Source organism: Sulfuricurvum sp. (genome assembly GCF_028712165.1).
In the GTDB taxonomy this organism is placed as follows: domain Bacteria; phylum Campylobacterota; class Campylobacteria; order Campylobacterales; family Sulfurimonadaceae; genus Sulfuricurvum.
The window spans coordinates 1-20078 of record NZ_JAQTQR010000057.1 but is presented as its reverse complement, the minus strand read 5'-3'; the positions used below and the strand labels follow the sequence as shown (position 1 = coordinate 20078).

Genomic DNA, 20078 nt, shown 5'->3' with positions numbered 1-20078 from the left:
ATCGATGCAGGCGGCGTCGTCTCCAACCCGACCTGCGGTGCATGTTTGGGCGGATACATGGGAATCTTGGGCGATAACGAAGTCGCCATTGCGACAACCAACCGTAACTTCGTCGGACGCATGGGTTCACGCTCATCAAAAGTCTATTTGGCAAACTCTGCCGTAGCAGCCGCTTCAGCGATTACGGGATATATTACCGACCCTGCAACGATAAAATAACCTCTTTCTAGGGGGTTACACCCCCGTATTACACGCTTCCAACGTTCCTTTATCAAACCCTCTTTTAAACCACTCCATCCGCTGTGCCGAGGTTCCGTGGGTAAACGCATCGGGGACGACATATCCCTGTGATTGTTTTTGGAGAGTGTCATCACCGATCTGACTGGCGGCGTTGAGTGCTTCCTCGATATCCCCCTCTTCGAGTACCGCTCTCTCTTTTTGGGTGTGGTATGCCCAGACTCCGGCGTAGCAGTCTGCTTGAAGCTCCACTTTTACCTGTACGGCATTCCCTTTGGCCTTACTGGATCGCTCTTGAGCACTGTGTGCTTTGTCCAATGTACCGAGCTGATTTTGGACATGGTGTCCGATCTCATGAGCGATCACATACGCCTGAGCGAAATCACCGGGGGCGTTATGGCGCTGGGCCAGCTCATCGAAAAAGCTCAGATCCAAATACACTTTTTGATCCACCGGACAATAAAACGGTCCGACCTGGGCATCGGCATATCCGCAGCCGCTTTTCACACTTCCGCGAAACAATACTAACTTCGGTTTGGGATAGGTTAGCCCTTTTTGCTCAAACAACTTCGTCCAAACCTCTTCTGTTTGCCCTAAAACAGCGGCTACAAACTGTGCACTGCGGTCATCGTCCGATTGACTAACAGCCGTGTTAGAGCGTGTTTGGCTTTGCGTATCGAGCAGCGAGAGAGGATTGTATCCCATAAAATACGCAACAATCCCTATGACTAAAACGATCCGCCCGATATTGGTTCCCATCAAAAATCGTATGATCGGGATAAGCAGATTTGCCCCTCTTCCGCTACCGAAATTCATCCGTCCTCCGGAGCCTTGAGAGCGTAAATCTTCGACATTCGTACTTCGCTTTAAATCTTCCCATTTCATAGCAGTGTCCCTATTTTTTTCATTCTTTTTCAAAACTCCAAGTCATAACCTATTATTTTACCTGCAATGTCACAAATAACCTATAGAAAATCTTGCTAATTATTAAATGTTATGCAATAATATAAACTATTATATTAAACATCAAAAAACTATTCCTGTAGTAAGTGAGGCAGAACAGAGTGAGTACAGAAAACGGTAATACAGCTGTTTCAGCAGCACTTCCAGGAGGGCATCAGATAAAACAGCCCATCATTTTTACAGGAACGGGAACCGAATATGCCAAAATATATTTTGTCAATCTGGCTCTCAGTATCCTAACACTGGGTATCTATTCAGCCTGGGCGAAAGTACGTAACAAACGGTACTTTTACGGAAATACGCTATTGGCGCAAAGCAGTTTCGAGTACCACGCATTGCCGATGCAGATACTCAAAGGGCGACTGCTTGTAGTGGGGCTCTTTATTCTCTATAATGTACTCTCCGGTGCTGCTCCCGCAATAGCCGGAATACTGTTTTTGGGTATTTTTGCTGCCTTGCCGTGGCTGATTTTAAAAGCGACGCAGTTTAATATGCGAAACTCCAGTTATCGCCAGATCCGTTTCGATTTCAAAGGGGATGTTGGCGAAATGTTCGGGCTGTATGTGATACTTCCTATCGCCTCGATGTTTACTCTGTGGCTTGCTTATCCGTATGCGGCATACAAACAAAAACACTATTTCGCCAACCGTACCCATTACGGAAAGAGCGCTTTTTCGTTTAACGGCGGGAGCAAAGAGTTCTTTTTTACCTACTACAAGGCATTGCTCGGAATCATCCTCTTTTTTGTTCTGTTGGGGTTTTTAGTCGGCACGCAACATACCCGAAATTTTGTTGAAGGATTTAAAAAAGGGTTTACACAAAAATTAGAACAGCAGACCCATCAACTCCGCTATGTTGAGCCGCAATCGATTCAGATAGAAAATATGCCGCAACCAACACCTCAGCAGGCACAGCAGCCGGCACCGACTCAGCCTAAGGGCGATGTCAAAAAAGATCCTAAAACAATAGCACTTGCACTTGTTTTTATCGCCATAGTTTATGGCGTTATCATACTCTTTTCTCTGGTGGTTATGACTTACATCAACACCCGACTGACCAATTATATATTCAATAATCTCAAACTCAACTATATGCGCTTTTCATCGCAGATCAGTTATTGGAGATTGATGTGGATCTATCTCACCAATACGATATTTATCTTTCTGACACTCGGGATTTTCATCCCTTGGGCAAAAGTACGCGCCGTCAAATACAAACTCAGCTGTATGAGTGTCTATGCCCTCAATCTCGACTCCCATATCGCCGCACAGAACGAACAGGTCAAAGCCGTCGGCGAAGAGTTCAGCGACTTTTTAGACGTCGATGTCGGATTTTGATGCACGCCTGGATTTACGATTCTTACAGCTCATCCAGAGTAGAAGCTGCTCTGCGCTTTGATGAGACGACACTTTTTGTCGAAAGTGATCAGGGCAAAGATGCGTACGATCTCGCGGCAGTCACTTTTTCGCCCCGTCTTGGAAATATGCCGCGATCGATCTATCTTCCCGACAACCGCGTATGTGAAACACAGGAGAATGATGCGATCGATGCCCTGCTAAAACGTATGGGACGTGACCGTACGGGTAGTCTGCTCCATTTTTTGGAATCCAAATTTCGCTATCTGTTGGCCGCCATTGCGATCACAGGACTCTTTTCCTATCTTTTTATCGTATTCATCTTACCAGTACTTGCAAAAGAGACGGCACAAAAACTTCCGGCTGCTATGGTCTATCGACTCGATGCCAGCACCTTGTCCACGCTCGACAAGACCCTGCTGAAACCCTCTGCCATTCCCAAAGCGCGGCAGGATACCCTGCGACGCTATTTTTTGCATTATGTTAATACCGCGCAGGAATGGCCGAAGGTACACATACTATTTCGATCCGGAGGAAAAGTGGGAGCCAATGCATTTGCCCTTCCCGATGGTTCCATCGTTTTTACGGACGATCTGATCGCAATGGCAAAAGACGACAAAGAGCTGCTAAGTATTTTCTTCCATGAACTCGGCCATGTCCAAAAACGCCATGCCTTGCAAACGGTATTGCAAGATACCGCTTTTTATCTTTTGCTCAGTTCGATTACCGGCGACGTAACTACAGCCAGCTCCGCCTTTGCACTGCTGCCGACCATGCTGGTAGAGAGCAGCTATTCACGGAATATGGAGCTTGAAGCGGACGATTACGCCTACGAGATGATGAGCCGCTATCACATCGAGCATAAATATTTTGCCACTATCATGACCCGTCTAGTTCAGGATACAAACGAAAGTAACACTACCGTCATGCGCTATCTCGCCGACCATCCTTTGGCACAGTTTCGAATCGATCGGTTCCAAAAAGGGGATTAACGATACTTTTTGTCAATTCCCACTAAGGTTTGATAGAGTTTCTCCCCTTCATCATTTTCCCCTTTGGCGTACACCTTTTTACCATCATGCGCGAAAAAAGTGAGCTCCAGCGGTGCATCGGCATTTCCGGAAGCCATTTTGGCGATATCGTCCGGTGAGATCGTAAAGCTCGTCAATACTTTTTTTGTCATAAAATCGATCTGCGGGTAGGCAACATAGACGAGTTCGGAACAGACTATCGTCTCTGTAGTGTTGACGTTGAAATCAAAATCGTATTTTTTACCGTAGTTGCTGAGTGCCAGATCCATTGAACTGCGTATCTCATCGGTACTCAAATGACTCGGACGGAGCACTGCAACATCATCGATGTTCATAAAATGCTCGACACTGTTAAGGACTACCCCTTCGCGCAAGGCTTCGAGGATCACTTTCCCTTCTTTGATCTCATCGAGATGGCGTTTAACGAACGGCTCATTGAGTGCACCCAGATCACGAAGCTGCTCATAGGTTCCGATGTAGAGCGCCGCATGACCGAAATGTCCGGGGATCGTTTTGTCCGTCAGGGCGAACGGAGTTTTCTCCAACAATACGTCTCCGGGTTTGAGATGTGTCGAAAATTCGCTCAAAAATGCTTTGTCCTTGCGCAGTTTTCCGCTGCGCCATCGCACCATCCCCATCGTATTGCCCAGTACTTTTGAGAAATTGAATTTGAGTTTTTCAACGGTTGTGAGAGGCAGACCGGCAGTTCGGGTGAGGAGAACGCCAACCTGATCGGCAATCTCTTTAAACGCATTGTCTCCCCCCAACGTCGCACGCATCGGTGAGTGGTCGATGTAATCGTACAAATAGCGGATCGAAGGATCACCCTGCGCGATATAGAGTGCGATTGTTTTGCGATTATCCTCGAAAAAACGGATAGCATCGAGCATCGTGGAGCGATAGGTCAGGGCATTGGCGCGCATGAGTGAATCTTTATAAAAGTTCTCGTCCACGCCGTATTCGGGATAGGCTTCATTGAGTTTTGCACGGAGTTCGCTTTTATCGTGAAAATGCTCTTCCATGAAATGGGAATTGTCATAAAGAGTTAGAGCCGCCGCCATCGAAATCACGATCGATTCGATCCGGTCACGATCTCCCAACGATGCATCGGTGCGATAAAGGGCATTGCGGTAACGCAGAGCATAAGGAAACAAACTGGTTCGAACGGCATCGGCCTCGTGAATTGATTTGGCTATTTTCACCGAAAGGGTCGAAGGAAGAGCCCCTTGATGTGCTTTGATCGATGTCTCCGCTTCGCCCATAAACGGGAGAATCTTTTCACGCAGATCGAGGGAACGGTGAATCAGGTTCTCTACCGCAACCGCATCGTTTTGACGTGCGGTGTTGACCACTTGTGCCAAATCCGATTCGGCGTGCAAAAAACTAAACATTGCTAAAATAAGCGAGAGGATCAGGGTTCTACGATTCATGATGTGCCTTTGTATGGATTATTCGCGCGATGATTCCTGCAACGAGCAAAGTGGCGATAGCGGTGAGGAGAAAAATATCAGGAATACTCCAGCCATCACCCAATAGTACCATCGTTACAACTGCTCCGGAGACCATAAAAAGGGCATTGAGGACATTGTTGGCGGCGATGATACGGGAACGTGAGTGTGCCTCGCTTCGTCCCTGCATAATCGCATACAGAGGGACACTGAAGAGTCCTCCAAACACCCCTACGAGGGTCAAATCAAAGAGAATATGAAAAAACTGAGTATTCGAATAAAGCGTTCCAGCCGAGGTAAAATGTTGTGCGGTGAGGGCAAAATCGATTCCAAAAATCCCCATTCCGATCGCACCGACGACGACAAGAGAGACACGGATATTATGATGACTGAGGCGTTCGCAGAGGATGGAACCCGCTCCGATGCCTACAGTAAAGAGACTTAGCAGAATCGTCACCGTCGTCTCATCTCCCATCAATACACTCTGTACGAAGGAAGGAAACTGAGAGAGCAGCAGCGCCCCATAAAGCCAAAACCACGAAATGGCGAGAATTGCGAGAAAGACGATCCGGTTTTGGTATGCCAACCGGACAGAGTTGAGCGTTTGAGAAAAGATGTTGATTGAAAATGCCATTTCGGGGGAAAGAGAAGGAGCCGTGGGGATATAGCGGCTGAAGCCGTACCCGATGACAGCAACTACAATCGAGGCAACTCCGGCGATCACTCCGCCGTTAGGGATACCCGATAACATGCCCCCGATCAGCGTTCCCAGTAAGATAGCGGCAAACGTTCCCGATTCGACGAGGGCATTAGCGCTCACCAGCTCATTTTCCCCCATATGCTGAGGGATGATCGAGTATTTGATCGGACCGAACAGCGTCGAGTGCATCCCCATCCCGAATATAACGAGCATAAGGGTTGTAAATGAATGGGTTGCAAATCCCGTCGTAGCAATCACCATTAAAAATATCTCCCACACTTTGACGAACCGGGCGAGACGCGCTTTGTCGAATTTATCGGCTAACACCCCCGCCAACCCCGAAAAAAGGAAAAACGGCAAAATAAAGACCGCTCCGATCAGCGGAGCAATAAGGGCAGAAGAGATTGATGTCCACTCTGCAGCCTGAAAAGTGAGGAGTACGGCGAGGGTGTTTTTAAAGAGGTTATCATTAAACGCCCCTAAAAACTGCGTTCCGAACAGCGGAGCAAAGCGGTGCGTTTTGAGAAGGTAGAGTGGACTGCTCATACGATCTCGCTTGCCATGGTTTTGAGGGTGACATAATCGGTTTTGCCGGTTCCGAGTACCGGAATCGCATCAACAATGACGATCTTGCGCGGAACGGCGATTTCCGGATACCCTTGGACTCTCGCATTCTGCTGCAAGGCATCACGCCCCATCTCTTTATCGGTGGTAAACAAAACGATCATCTCCCCTCTGGACTCATCGCTCCGAGAAGAGACCGCATGTAAAAAACTCGGCGACGTAATCAGTGCCAGTTTTTCGACCGACTCCAGCGAGATCATCTCTCCCGCTATTTTGGCAAACCGTTTTACCCGGCCTGAAATTCGGATAAAGCCTTCCTCATCGATGGTGACGATATCGCCCGTGTCATACCATCCCTCACCCGCATCGGAAGCCGGTTTTTCGAGAAACCCCGGACGCTCGGAGCGCAGATAGCCGTTCATAACATTGGCTCCTCTGACGTGTAAAATCCCTCCTGCATCGATCCCCGGAACAGGGATCACTTTCGTCTCAATCCCCGGCAATACCTGCCCGACACTGCCGCTTCGGTATGCCATAGGGGTATTGACGGCGATAACGGGAGCCGTTTCGGTCGCTCCGTACCCTTCAAAAATCCGTATCCCGAATTTCTCAAACCACAAATCTCGCACGCTCTCCGATAGTTTTTCCGCCCCTGCCACGACGTAGCGCAAGCGGTAAAAATCGTACGGATGGGCATGTTTGCCGTAATTGTTTAAAAACGTCCCCGTCCCGAACAAAATCGTACACGATCGGTCATACGCAATCTCAGGGATAACCCGATAATGCAGCGGCGATGGATACAAGAAAAGACGTATCCCGCCCAAAATCGGCAACAGCGTCCCGGCGGTAAGTCCAAACGAGTGGAAAATAGGCAGCGCATTAAGCACTTTGTCCTCGGTGGAGAAATCAACGATGGCACGGATCTGGGCGATGTTCGCCAAAATAGCGTCATGCGAGAGAACGACCCCTTTGGGTTTTCCCTCAGACCCGGAGGTAAAGAGGACAACGGCAGGCGACGCCGGGTCGGATTCGACACTGACGGCTCGCGGGAAATAGCGCGCATACCCCATCAGCCAGAGTTTATCACGTAGCGTCATCTCCTCTTTAAGCTCTTCGAGATAGAGGATGGTGACACCGTGTAATGCACTCAGCTTGGGTTCGAGTTTGGCTTGCTCCACAAATGCTTTTGAGGAAACGATGGTTTTAATCACGGCTCCCTCACACGCACTCTGCAAACCATCCACACCGGCAGTAAAATTGAGCATTGCAGGAACGCGCCCTATAGAACTGAGGCCCAAAATCAATGCCAAGGTCGGCACCGCAGTCGGCATCAAAACTCCGACCGTCTCCCCGGAGCTACTGTGACGCCCCATCAATCGTCCCATTCCCAACGTCATCGTGAGCAGTTGGCGATAGGTGTATTCGATCTGCTTAGTATCTTCAACGATTTTGCGAGAGCTCCCATACATATCAACGGCATCAAAAAATGTTCCGTGCAGCGTACTCGGCCGACGGGATTCGAAAAGACACTTTTGCAGCAGCGTCCGCATCGCCTCACCCGATTTGGTACGTCTTTGATGAGCACTCCCCCCCTCTGTTATGGTCAGTTTTGTCGGAGTACAGTAAGTGAGAGTGATTTGAGGAAACCAGCGGGTCGGATGATCGCTCCCCATGCGCGAAAGGGTACTGAACGTCGCCCCCTCGATGATGATCGGATGGATCGTCGCTGCGGTTTTAAGGGTAACAAATGCAGAGCCCTCATAGATTTTCATCAAACTCCCCGTCGTCGTAATCCGCCCCTCAGGGAAGATAACGACAGGGCGACCGCTCTCGACGAGGCGAATAATCTGTTTAACCGCCATCGGATTGGCAGGATCGACGACGAGATATTCGCCGAGGGATAAGAACATCCGAACGAGCGGGCGTTTGGCGATTTCGGTATTGACGACAAACACCGGTTGAACCGGAAGAAAGAGTCCTAAAATCAATCCGTCCAAAAACGATTGATGATTGGCGATGATGACCGTGTGGTTTTCTTCGCGCTGAAACTCTCCGACCACTTTTACACGAAATAATAGGCGAGCGATCATACGCAGCAACAATTTAATCATGGGTTTCCCCTCGAACGTAATTTAAAACATGGGCAAACGTCTCTTCGAGCAGCGGCTTGTTAATCCAAAACCACACCTCTTTCCCTTTTTTCTCGCTGAGCAGAACATTAGCCTGACGAAGAATTTTGAGATGGTGCGATACGGTGGTGCGCGCCAGTGTAGAGGCATCGGAAATCTGCCCGGCCGTGAGTCGCTCACCCGGCTCAAACAGAAGTAACATCCGCTGGCGGTGCTCATCGCCTAGCGCGGTAAAAATATCGGACATGTGTTTCCATTCAAAAGGTAGAACGTCGGTGTAATTGGCTTTCATAATAATATTCCTAAATGTTTAGACATATAGAAATGATAGCCATTTCTATATTAACTTTTTCTAAATGTTTATACGCTTGCGATTAAAGAAGCTGCCGTTCCCGCTTTATTTGTTTTCGGTTGATACCAAAAACGATAGATATGCTGTGGCGTCTTTTTCGGAATCACAATCGTGTCAAACTCGTCTTTCGCCGCCTGTTTCGCTTTATAAAGTGCCATCTGGACGCGCGAATAAAAATTTGCTGCTCCTTCTCCCGATGTCTCAACACTCAAAAAACCAATAGAAGGAAAACGACTGGCAACCAATGACTGGATACCGTCTGAAACACACGATGAGGGCATACAACCAAAAGGTTTCACCGACAAGACGAGATGAGCCAGATTTTGCTCGGAAGCTTCGATTAAGTGAGCGACTTCCAGATGCCCTTCTCCCCCGTTCGATTCGGTAGGATAGTAGCGTTTGCTCATACGTGCCAACATATCGATATCCGGAATTTTGTAATCACTCAAACCAATTGCCTTGGCGTATAGTTTTATATGCGCGCTCAAAGCCGCTTTTGCACCTAGAATTGCCACTTTGCTTTTGAACAAACTAAAATCAAGCTTTGGTTGACCTTCTTTAGAAAAAGATTGGTTCGCCATCAGCTCTTGTTCTGCTTCCCAGATGTTCATATACAAGCGATTATAGACAGGCTGGGCAACACATTCGACCCCTTCTTCTTCCAAAAAGCGATGGAGATTGTAATTTCCATCACTCTGCGTCATCGAAGCCCAGAATTCCCCTATGATCATCACTTTCGCTTTCGGCTGTAACCGTTCCAAAGCCACTTTATCAAGTTCATGCCGACAGCGACGCATCGCCAGAACAAGATTTTTCTTTTTCATAAAAGCTTCAGCCATAATGGTTCGGCATGTTTCTATCGCATTGTCCGTATCTCCCTTGACAACTTCATAAGGACGCATTTTGTAACCGAGATTGTTGATAATATCCCCGATGACAATCGCTTTGATTAACGTAATAAAAAATTTTGGGGAAAAATTCATTGCGAAAGGTTCATCGACGGCTTGATATATCCCTTTTCCTTGATCGAAACTCATGATTCTGAACCCTTCGAATCCGGCATCTCGAAGCGCTTTGCGATACTCGGTAATATACATTCCGAATCGGCATGGACCACATCCTCCCGCCGTTACAAACAGATATTTTTTTACGATCTTCTCGGTATCCATTCCCTGTTCATCACGTAATTTCTGAAGATACTTGACCAGATTTCCGACCGTAAAATAGGTTGGATTGCACTGTCCTCGGTTCCCATACATTTTCCCCATCTGGAACGATTCAAAATCAGGATTTGGCAATGCCACGTAATTTTCTCCCAACGACTGTAGTGCGTCAGCAATCAGCCTGTCCTGAAGAATCGTAAATCCTCCAAACAAAACCGTTACGTCGCTTTTTTCATCCATGGTGAACGAATAGCGCACCTCCTCCCGCCAGTGAGAAATTTTTTCCAAAGAGTGTTCCGTCGTGTCGATAGAACCGGACGGCTTACATAATGCACTCATGCGGTTAGCTCCTTTCGATAGATTAACGTTTGTCGATATTGCTCAAGAGTGTACGCGAACGTTTTTACCCTGATTTTGATCGACCCCCCGGGTTTGTTGGCATCGATATCATGAAGCGTCAAATGGGGCGTTCGGCTTGAACCCAGAATTTTGTCGACTATGGCATAGGTGGGGGCGTCATGCCCGCATTTGAAACTCGACAAATCGACCACGGCTACGTTTGGATGGCGCGCCGCGAATTTTGCCGCCCACACTTTTTGCGCCGAGTTGGTCGAATACCCCTCCGGCCATACGTCCGAAATATCAAAAAGCGAGCGGATGGCATGATGTTTCAGATCGTCTTCGAAAAATGGGACCAGATACGCCTCGTCTTTCGGGATTGAGCGCATGGAGAGGATTTTATACCCGAGCGACTGAAATTCGTCCATTATTTCGTGATTGAGACCGGGATCGGTATGATACGGTCTGCCTAATAGCAAGATAACGACCTCATTATTCAAAACGGCCTCATCAAGCATCTTTCGCCCCTCTTCCAAAATCCCGTCGTCATTGGCTTGTAAAGCGTGAAACGCCTGATCGACCGCCCAATCATTCTCATCGCGCGTAATACGCAATCGCTTGTGCCAGGTATCAAAGAGCTGTTTTTTGAGAAGCGCCGCATTATCGAAATGGAGAGCTTCATCCACGAAGTCGATCCCTTTGTCGGCAAACAGGTCTTTCTCTTTGGTGAATGCGGCATACACGACGCGAGGAGTACCCGAAACCACGGGACAGGAGGTCTGTGCGGCAATGTGTTTTAAATATCCCGGCAGATGCGTAATTGAAGGGAACCAGATCGTATTCAGGGCATGTTTCATAAATTTTGGATTAAACAACAGGGCATAGACGTGTGCCTGCGCTACTTTCGCCGGATAGCACGAATCAACCGATCCGTATCTGGAACCTTCCAAGAACATATCTTCATTGGAAAAATCTGAAAACACTATATGCTGAGGCTGAATGCCCAACGCTTCGAGATAGGTCCGTAAAAACGGAGCGAGCGAATAGATATTGAGCACCTTTGGTATAGCGATTTTAAGGGATGCACGATACTCTTCATTCGCATTGCCGGAAATTTCAAACGGTCGTTTTTTGATCGTGTTCCATGTCGGTCCCCATCCGCCGAACATCACTTTTAGCTGTCGCTCTTCGATAAGAGTATCGTCGGTCGGTTTCTTTCCGGTCGCATAATGTGTTTTGAACAAGCTGATTGCTTCCTCTCTGACAAGATTCGGAACCTGCGTCTGTAGTCTTTTGCGATGTTCTTTGATTTTACGGAGCTCCTCGACCGATTCGGCAGTACCGTTTTCACACGAAAAACCTGCAATATAGCGAACCGTATCGGATTGCGGCGTTTTGGTATCGATAAAAGTACGCGAACACAAGATGGAGCAAAAACGACAGCGGGTGTTCTCGTCGGTCAGAGTGGTATAGATCAGCTTTCCGGCCTCTTCCATCCCGACAAACGTTGCGTATCCTCTTTGTCGTATCACATTTCTGGCCTCGATGGCGGCACCGAATGCTCCGGCCTCTCCGGGATAGGGGTGGACGTCAACTCTCGCATCCGGAACCAAATGCTTGATGTAATCGACTTGCGCCTTCAATGCGGCTTGATTGTATTGTGTCCCCCCCTGTAATACAAAATGTTTCCCCATAGAAGAGAGGTTTTGAACCTGAACTACGTACTGCCAGACGTTTTTCGGAAGCACTTTGGCGATGCCGGCAAACAACTCTTCCTTCGTATATCCCTCTTTTTGAAAATTCACTCTGTCCGTATCCAAAAAGACGGCACAACCGTAATTAAACTTCGGAGCCTGTTCGGCACTGAAGGCCAAATCGGCAAATCCTTCTATCGGTACCCCGAACTGTTTGGCCATGCTTTGCAATAACGTTCCGTTCCCGGCACTGCATTGGTTGGAGAGACGGAAATTTTTCATCATTCCATTCTCCATAAACAGCACTTTGATATCCTGTCCGCCAATATCGCAAATCACATCGATGCTCTTTCCAAACACGGCCTGAGCGCTTTTCATATGGGCAATCGTCTCTACGATATTGGCATCGGCTTTGAGCGCTCCTTCCAGTACGTCGGCAGCATATCCCGTGACACCCAGTCCGCGAATATCGTAAAAACCGTGAGGATCGTTTGAACAAATCTGTTCCAGCAACTCGATGGTGTCTTGGATCGGATTTCCTTTGGAGAGCTTATAGACCTTTAATATCAGATTTCCGTCCTCATCCACCAAAACCGCTTTCGAGCTCGTAGAACCTCCGTCAATCCCCAGATAACACACTTTTTTCTGAGTTAATGTTTCCGGAACATAAGGAGGTATCGTATACTCCTGCCGAAATCGTCGCAGATCCTCGGATGAGTGAACGAGCGGGAAATCCGTACGCGAAGAGATCGTTTTCGTTCCCGACTCAACCAGCTGCTTCAATGCTGCCAGCCCTTCGAAATTTCCGGAATGATTTGCTTCGCCTTCTCCGAAAATCACCGCCCCCAACGCAGCGTAGTATTGTGCGTTTTCCGGGACGACGATGAGCGATTCAATCGCGCTTTTATCGTAAACTACACCCCTCTCATCCCACAATTGGGCGATCCGAACCCGCCAGCACTCTTGCAAAAACGGCAGATAGGTATTGGGACCTCCCAACAGTAAAACCGAAGGCATCAGCGTATTCCCGCGCGTCAGCACGGTCAGATTCTGCATCACGATCGCATCGGCCAGAGAATTCATGATCTCGTCTGATGGAACCGATGTTTTCACAAGATTGACGATGTCAGTCTCGGCAAAAACCCCGCATTTGGCGGCTACATGATGGAGCTTATCCGGATTAAAAACCAGTTTTTGAACCTCGTCGGAGACCATTCCCACTTTCATCGTACATTTTTCAATAGTTGCCCCGGTTCCGGAAGCACATTTGTCGTTCATAGAGGTAATGACCGATTTTTTTCCGTTTTCGATCTCTTTGAAATGGATAATTTTGGCATCCTGCCCCCCCAGCTCAATGACAGCATTCACATCAGGATGCAAATGCTCCACGCTCAGCACCACGGCGTTGACTTCCTGGACGAAACGGGCATTAAGCATCGGGGCTATTCGGCTCGCTCCTGAACCGGTAATATAGACTTTCTCAATTGCGTCAAAAATCTCGCCGGAAGTGTCGGAGAGCCTTTGGAGCATGTTTAACAGCGTATCGGCCTGTTTGGTCCAATGGGGAGTATACTCTTTGGCTACAATGGTAAAACGATGATCGCATACGACATATTTTACGGTTGTCGAGCCGATATCGATACCCAGTGTATAGCCTGAATGTGTTGTTTTTTTCATAAAAATAATTCCTTGTCGTCAGTTGATCTTTTTCATTCCGGATACATTTCATCCAGATGTTTCCGGTACAGCTCCAACGCAATACGGACATATGCTTTTTTCACGTATTCCGGTCTCAGGGCATTCAACCGCTCCTCGATCTGCACCATCGTAAAACCGCGATAGAGCATCCATGCACTGATCGCCATTACACTGCGGGACAACCCGAGAGCACAATGGACATAGACTCCTTTATCTTTTTTCGCTTCGATCATCAGGACAACGTTATGAAGCGCTTCGGGATCGGGAATCGTCAAATCCAAAAACGGTATTCGGGTCTGCTCTACCTTAGAGCGGTTGATCTGATGTTCCAACGCCAGATTAATCGTATGATTGATCCCATATTCCCTAAGCTGAGCGTATTCGCTCTGTGAGGGGTGCCGCCCGAAATAGATCCGATCTTCTACCTGACTCATTAGCGGCAATTTCCGTTTGTACCATCGCCACGAGAGGTTCGACCCGATAAAATAAGGGGCGAAGAGTATCCATTGCCATAGCGAGGCACGGGCATTTTCTCCCGCGATGAGATGATTGAACCCAAACGCATAGACAATGGCTACCGCCAACATCGAGAAAAACAGCCACAGTGCAATGAGAGAGTGATACGCGAACGCACCGACGAGAAACAAAACTGCTGTTGCTAAATAATAGAGCCCCACTTTGAGACTTCGCGGAGTAGTAAACTTCTCAAGAACACGGTTGTTCTGGCGAATTAGCACGATGGCAATACCACCCACGAGTGCCCCCGTCGGCAGATCGATAAAATGGTGCTGATACACCAGCAGAGTCGAGAGGGCGATGAGCCAAAGCCACAGGGCTACGGCGTATTTGAGAAAGACATTTTTCAAATGTGAGCGCATCGATGCCCACAATACGATAGCAAAACTGATGTGCAGCGAGGGGAGCTGATTGTAGGGCAAATCGGCACTAAGAAGCCCAAAAAGCCATTGATACTCGTCGCTGTGCGGTTTCTCAAATCCGAACTGGAGCGGGAAAATGGTAAAAATAAGAACCGAAAAGGTGACGATAAAGAGCACACGCAACGCGAGGATACGGAGCTCGAGACGGCTCTGCGGGAGTAAAAACGCGATACAAAACATCACATCCGAAGACATATAGGGGATGATGAACGACGGTATAAAAGGGATACGGCGCTCCCACTCCATATAAAAAGAGGGATGGGGAGTGAGCGAGGCGTATTGGTTTGCCGCACCGTAGAGGATAAAAAAGAGCGCACCCATAAAAAGAACCCATACAAACCGCTCTTTGAGAGTGGCAGAGGCGCTGAGGGCAGGATCAAACGGATACATATTTATCCCGCTTTGCGAGCCGATGAGACGGTGAATATGCCCCAATCGTCGATCCGCATCCCCTCTTTATCAAACCCGTACGAGCCAAAGAGGGTATCGAGTTCATACTGGCTTCGGCGGCGCATGATCCATTGCGTTTGCTGATGGTTCCCCAGCACATGGGCGATCTGCGCCAACTGCGGATGCCACGGCTGACCCGTATAGACCAGATATCCCTCCGGTGCGATCATCGAGGTAATCCCCTCAATAGCGTTTTGGATCAGAGAATTTTGTTCGAACAGCTCGAACACCCCCGAGACGACAACAATATTCGGCTCATACACGCTTCGATCATAGTTGGACTTGTCAAACGCATCGGCTTGCTCGTAGCGGATATTGGTAAGTCCCCGCTCCTTTGCCAATGCACGCCCCTGCTCAACGTTTTGCTCCTGATAATCGCGTACCAGTACTTCGATGTCGGGGTATTCCTGTGCGAGTTCGATCAGATAGCGGGCAGGTCCTCCGGCAATATCGAGGATTTTGACTTTTTTCCCCTCATGGCGCAGCTGATCGATTTTTTCGCGGATGGTGGCGATGGCATTGATTTTGCGCTGACGGATTCCTCTCCATCCGATACTCTCCAGATAATTTTTATCGGACATTTTACCGAAGATCCCCACCCCGCTTGGGGTGTTTTTGTAGACGTAATCGAGAGTTACCCCCGAGTCGAACCCGTATTTCAGCCCGATTTTCATCCCGTCACTCATCCAGCCCAGAGAGTTGAGCATAAAGCGCTGAACGCCGAAAGAGAGTTTTTGAGCTGCCGTGATGTCACCCCGTGCGATACGCTCTTTTTCGTTTTGGGTCAGGGCGATGAGATGATCGCTCATATCGCTTTGAGAGGTATTGAAACACTCCTCCATAAAGGCACCGATTGCATCAATCGCTTTTTGCGCCTGTGCTTCATAGAGGACACCGTGATAAAACCCCTCCAACTCCACGAACCGCTTGTGCGGTGAACTGAGGCACTCATAAAACACCTTTTGCACACGGCTGTCCACGACATAGTCCGATGTTGCCGAGAGTACCAACGTCGGGGTGACGATGTGGCTCGCATCGTCCACCACCCGTTTAGCGGTATCCAGCAGTGTTACGAGCTGCCGTGCAGGGATGTTCGGGGTAATGAGAGGATCGGTGTTGTATCGCTCCTGCTCTGCGGTGTTATGGGTCAAAAACTTCGATTTGACGTAGGATTTGATGTTCATGCGGGGATTGAACCGTATCATTAAATCGAGTGAGGGTTTGGCCAGAGGAACATAGAGTTTGATCACGAACGCCGGAGCGACCAGCGCCATCCCCGCGATACGCGGAGCATAATCGTGTACCCACGTCGAGGCGACGACCCCCGCGACCGAGTTGGCAACGACGAAAATATCCTCAGCCCTTTTCCCCTCCTTGGCACAGACAAAATGTCTAAATGCCTCCAAATCACGCACCAGATTCATAAACTCATAGGTCGCCTCAGCAGAGGTATATCCATGTCCACGGTTGTCATACGAGAAAACTTTATACCCCTCGAAAATCGCCGAACGGGCGATGGGATCGAGGCGTTCCGAGTGTTCATGCCCGCGATGGAGGAGCAGGACGATTTTGCCGTTGGGATTTTGTGGCGACCATTCGCGATAAAAAAGCTCTGCGCCATCGAAGCTGCTAAATGTTCCGGTTGTCATGTTATTCTCCTAATAGTTTGGTGTAGTTGGTATAGATGGGATTCTCTCGCGGGAAGTACTCTAAAATCGCTTTGGCATAGCGATCAAACGGGTTCGCTTCGCGCGAAAGCTCGAACCGTTTGCGGTACGGCAGATCGTAGCTGTTGAGCACCATGCTAAAGGGGACGGGGAAATCGGTGCCGAAAAGGAGCTTGTGATGGATGTCATTTTGTAAGCTCAAATGCCGTAGCACCTTTGCCCGCACGGGAGTGAGGAGGGCGGAGATGTCGGCATAGAGATTCGGATAGCGTTTGAGCATATCGATGAGGAGGTAATACTCGTCGTTAAAATGTTTCGGATTTTTCGAGAGGGCTTTGAAAAGACGACGCGGCTCATAGCTGAGCGCCATGTGTGCGCAGATCACCTGCACCCCCGCCTCCAGCGGATGATCCAGCATCTCGATACTCTCGCACGATTTGAACGAGTGGACACTGCTCTCACTCCCCACATGGACGATCAGAGGCAGATCGCGCTGTGCGAGTTTGTCGAAATAGGGACGGTAGCGCGCTTCGCGGGTATCGACCCCCCAGTAGTTTTGCAAAAACTTCGCCCCGCGAAATCCTGCATCGGTGTAGCGGTCGATCAGATCAAGGGCATCAGGACGGTTAGGGTTGATGGAGAAAAAGGGGATGATGACATCCTCATTCCCACGGTACAACGCCGCCACGTCATCATTTGTCGCACAGACGGTGATGTCTTTGTGGAGACTTTTGCCCGCATCATCGACCCGATCATCGACACCGAAAAGGACGATTTTCTCGACGTGCGCAGAATTTCGCACCGACTCTACCAGCGCACGGGTATACTCGCCGTAGGGATCACGCCCTAGTGCTTTTGGGTCCATTCCGAACTTTTTGGCAAAAAAGCGTAACGCTATTTTGTCATACGAGCGTTGGAACGCGACGTCACTGCTGAGGAGGTGAGTATGGATGTCGATCGTTTTCATTTCTATATTCCTAAAATCTTAGACATATTGACATATTACGGATGATTTGCTGAATTTATTCTTAAACTTATTCATCCCTCTCCCCCGCCTTTTTAATAACCTCTTCCAATCGCTCCGTAAACACTTGGGTATCTTCCTCACCGATCAGCATCGGCTCCAGTATATAAACATCGATGATAAAAGGGACGAGTAGCGCTTCCCCTTTGGGGAGCACTTTCCCTGCACCGCCGAGATAAACGGGGACGACGCTGATATGGGGAACCATTTTTGCCAAATGGGCAACCCCCGATTTAAATTTGCTCATCTGCTCCGCTTCCCCACGACTCCCTTCGGGAAAGAGGATGATACTATCCCCCGCTTCGAGGGCTTGGCGCACCGATTCGAGAGGATGAGTGTGCGATCTCTCTACTTTGCGGCTCAGGGGGATAATTCCGATAAACTGGGTCGAAAACCAAGCGATAAGGCGGTTTTTCATAAAATAATCCGCCGCCGCGACGGGGCGGATACGGTGGATTTTGTGCAGGGGAAAGAGACTCATGAGCACGAGTGTATCGAGATGACTGTTATGATTGGCGACGATGATAGAGGGTTTGTCGTGTGAGAGGTTTTCCCGTCCCCGCACGTGCACCCCGAAGATCAGCAGTACCGTCGGGCGGACGATAAGAGCGAAAAAGAGCCATTTTAGCATCCCGCCATCCTAATAGTAGAGATAGTAGGTGAAATGGAAAAAAAGCGGTGCGGTATAGGTGAGACTGTCGACGCGGTCAAGTATCCCCCCATGCCCCGGCAGCAGATGTCCCGAATCTTTGACCCCGATGTCCCGTTTGACCATCGAGATGACGACGTCGCCGACAAACCCCGCTCCGCTGATGAGCATCCCCGCAGCAAGCGCTTGAATCGTCGTAAAAGGGGTGAGAAACGAAAACGCTACCGCAAGCGCGCTGAGGGTGACGAACGCTCCCACAAACCCCTCGACCGTTTTGTTGGGGCTCACTTTCGGGATGATCTTGTGCCGTCCCAGAGCCTTCCCCCACAGATACTGCAATACGTCATTCAGCTCGGTCAAAAGCACCACATAAAGAACCAGTTCTTTTCCCCCGACGTCATGCCCTGCCACAGCTGGCAATGTCATCATGTAGGCGAGGTGGCTGAGACCGAAGACGAACATCATCAGCCCCCACTGCACGCGGCTCGTGTTCTCTAAAAACCCCTGCGTCTCTCCGATGAGCACCTGCCGAAACGGCAACAGCAAAAAGAGGTAGACGGGAATCCAGATGATAAACATCCCATACCAACCAATCCCCGCAAACCAATACTGAAACACGATAGAGAGGTAGGCGTAAAATATAATCCGACGATCGGTGCGACGGGTCGGGATAAGGGTGAAATACTCTTTGAGAGCGAGATAGCTGATGAGGGCGAAAAAGAACATTGCTACCGTCGTGTTGAGCATCGCCCCGAGTATAAATGCCCCGATAATAATCCACCATGAATAGACGCGCTCTTTGAGCTCCTGCGAGGTTTTGGTACGAAACAGCACTGATACGATCAATGTGGCAAATGCCAAAATACCCAAAATAATCAGCAGTACGATGCCGCTTTTTCCGCTAAAGAGCGTCGTAATCGTCTCTATCATGATTTTAACCCCCGTACAGAACGTCGAAGTACCGTCCAAGCACTCATCACGGTCGCGACGATCATTACGCCATCAAACCATCCAGCAGGCGAAACTCCCAGCCCCAATACCAAAGAGAGGGCTCCGATCACAAATGCCCGGTCGCTTTTTCCCATCGGGCCGTCATACCGGCGCACCCCGCCGATCAGCGCCCCCAGTACCCCCGCCATTTCGGTAAGAATCGCCATAATGACAAACAGCACGACCCACAGTGCCGATACCCCATCGATGAGGGAAAACGGCAAATAAAGCGCCGCATCCGAGAGGACATCGCTCATTTCATTCAGCATCGCCCCCGCGTCGCTTTTCATATCGTGTTCTTTGGCGAGCATTCCGTCAATCGCGTTGAGTGCCATACGAACAAACATCACCGCAGGGATAGCGAGCAATGTCCATGTTGCACCGTGGGTAAGAGCGATAGCCCCTCCTGCGATAAAAGAGAGAATAAGTGCCGCGTAAGTTATTTGGTTCGGGGTTACCCCGGCATTTGCTAATCCACCGACAATCGGACGGAGGAGATTTTGGAATGCAGGTTTAAGGTCATAGATGCTCGCCATTAGGTTCCCTTGAGAAGATGGCAGTATTTTAGTATAAAAAACTAAAATTAAGTTATTTTTGTTATTAAATCACAGCTTAATATTCTAAAATTACTACTATTCACCAACATTCTCGCAGTACAATTATCTAGCCTCAAACTATAATACTGAT

At 48.9% G+C, this 20078-nt stretch carries 16 protein-coding genes; 3 read left to right on the top strand and 13 right to left on the bottom strand.

What is annotated here, in order from left to right; all coding sequences use genetic code 11:
* On the top strand, positions 1-219 hold a 219-nt coding region (locus tag PHP90_RS10385), incomplete at its 5' end, for an aconitase family protein (protein WP_299929282.1).
* A gap of 15 nt (positions 220-234) precedes the next feature.
* Here PHP90_RS10385 and PHP90_RS10380 read toward each other — a convergent pair.
* A complete protein-coding gene (locus PHP90_RS10380; protein ID WP_299929279.1) occupies positions 235-1122 on the bottom strand; it encodes a neutral zinc metallopeptidase in 888 nt (295 codons plus the stop codon).
* A 179-nt stretch (positions 1123-1301) separates the two neighbouring features.
* Here PHP90_RS10380 and PHP90_RS10375 point away from each other — a divergent pair, with 179 nt between their 5' ends.
* Both PHP90_RS10375 and PHP90_RS10370 read left to right on the top strand, forming a co-directional pair.
* Complete coding sequence (locus PHP90_RS10375; protein WP_299929276.1) at positions 1302-2537, top strand: YjgN family protein; 1236 nt, start codon at positions 1302-1304, stop codon at positions 2535-2537.
* Complete coding sequence (locus tag PHP90_RS10370) at positions 2537-3547, top strand: M48 family metallopeptidase (protein WP_299929273.1); 1011 nt, start codon at positions 2537-2539, stop codon at positions 3545-3547. Before PHP90_RS10375 ends, PHP90_RS10370 begins: the two co-directional genes overlap by 1 nt.
* Here PHP90_RS10370 and PHP90_RS10365 read toward each other — a convergent pair.
* From PHP90_RS10365 to PHP90_RS10310, 12 genes are all read right to left on the bottom strand, one after another.
* Positions 3544-5016 carry a YiiX/YebB-like N1pC/P60 family cysteine hydrolase gene (locus tag PHP90_RS10365; RefSeq protein WP_299929270.1) on the bottom strand — a complete coding sequence of 491 codons (1473 nt, stop codon included), beginning with the start codon at positions 5014-5016 and terminating at the stop codon, positions 3544-3546. The genes PHP90_RS10370 and PHP90_RS10365 overlap by 4 nt on opposite strands.
* Entirely contained in the window at positions 5006-6280 is a 1275-nt protein-coding gene (locus PHP90_RS10360) for an MFS transporter (protein WP_299929267.1), read from the bottom strand. The genes PHP90_RS10365 and PHP90_RS10360 overlap by 11 nt, the downstream gene beginning before the upstream one ends.
* Complete coding sequence (gene aas, locus PHP90_RS10355) at positions 6277-8409, bottom strand: bifunctional acyl-ACP--phospholipid O-acyltransferase/long-chain-fatty-acid--ACP ligase (RefSeq protein WP_299929264.1); 2133 nt, start codon at positions 8407-8409, stop codon at positions 6277-6279. The genes PHP90_RS10360 and aas overlap by 4 nt, the downstream gene beginning before the upstream one ends.
* Positions 8402-8674, bottom strand: coding sequence for a metalloregulator ArsR/SmtB family transcription factor (locus PHP90_RS10350; RefSeq protein ID WP_299929285.1), 273 nt, complete (start codon positions 8672-8674; stop codon positions 8402-8404). Before PHP90_RS10350 ends, aas begins: the two co-directional genes overlap by 8 nt.
* A 113-nt stretch (positions 8675-8787) precedes the next feature.
* Positions 8788-10281: a hypothetical protein gene (locus PHP90_RS10345; RefSeq protein WP_299929261.1), complete on the bottom strand. Its 1494-nt coding sequence runs from the start codon at positions 10279-10281 to the stop codon at positions 8788-8790.
* Positions 10278-13652 carry a BadF/BadG/BcrA/BcrD ATPase family protein gene (locus tag PHP90_RS10340; protein ID WP_299929258.1) on the bottom strand — a complete coding sequence of 1125 codons (3375 nt, stop codon included), beginning with the start codon at positions 13650-13652 and terminating at the stop codon, positions 10278-10280. Before PHP90_RS10340 ends, PHP90_RS10345 begins: the two co-directional genes overlap by 4 nt.
* A gap of 32 nt (positions 13653-13684) precedes the next feature.
* A complete protein-coding gene (locus PHP90_RS10335; protein ID WP_299929254.1) occupies positions 13685-15046 on the bottom strand; it encodes a dual specificity protein phosphatase family protein in 1362 nt (453 codons plus the stop codon).
* Positions 15004-16710 carry a bifunctional alpha/beta hydrolase/class I SAM-dependent methyltransferase gene (locus PHP90_RS10330; protein WP_299929252.1) on the bottom strand — a complete coding sequence of 569 codons (1707 nt, stop codon included), beginning with the start codon at positions 16708-16710 and terminating at the stop codon, positions 15004-15006. Before PHP90_RS10330 ends, PHP90_RS10335 begins: the two co-directional genes overlap by 43 nt.
* A gap of 1 nt (position 16711) precedes the next feature.
* Complete coding sequence (locus PHP90_RS10325; RefSeq protein ID WP_299929249.1) at positions 16712-17695, bottom strand: amidohydrolase family protein; 984 nt, start codon at positions 17693-17695, stop codon at positions 16712-16714.
* Positions 17696-17762: 67 nt separating this feature from the next.
* On the bottom strand, positions 17763-18383 hold the full coding sequence (locus PHP90_RS10320) for a lysophospholipid acyltransferase family protein (protein ID WP_299929246.1): 621 nt from the start codon (positions 18381-18383) through the stop codon (positions 17763-17765).
* A gap of 9 nt (positions 18384-18392) precedes the next feature.
* Complete coding sequence (locus tag PHP90_RS10315) at positions 18393-19331, bottom strand: phosphatidate cytidylyltransferase (RefSeq protein WP_299929243.1); 939 nt, start codon at positions 19329-19331, stop codon at positions 18393-18395.
* The gene (locus tag PHP90_RS10310) at positions 19328-19927 is read right to left on the bottom strand and encodes a CDP-alcohol phosphatidyltransferase family protein (protein ID WP_299929238.1); all 600 of its coding nucleotides are present in this window, start codon (positions 19925-19927) and stop codon (positions 19328-19330) included. Before PHP90_RS10310 ends, PHP90_RS10315 begins: the two co-directional genes overlap by 4 nt.
* Between the last annotated feature and the right edge of the window lie 151 nt (positions 19928-20078).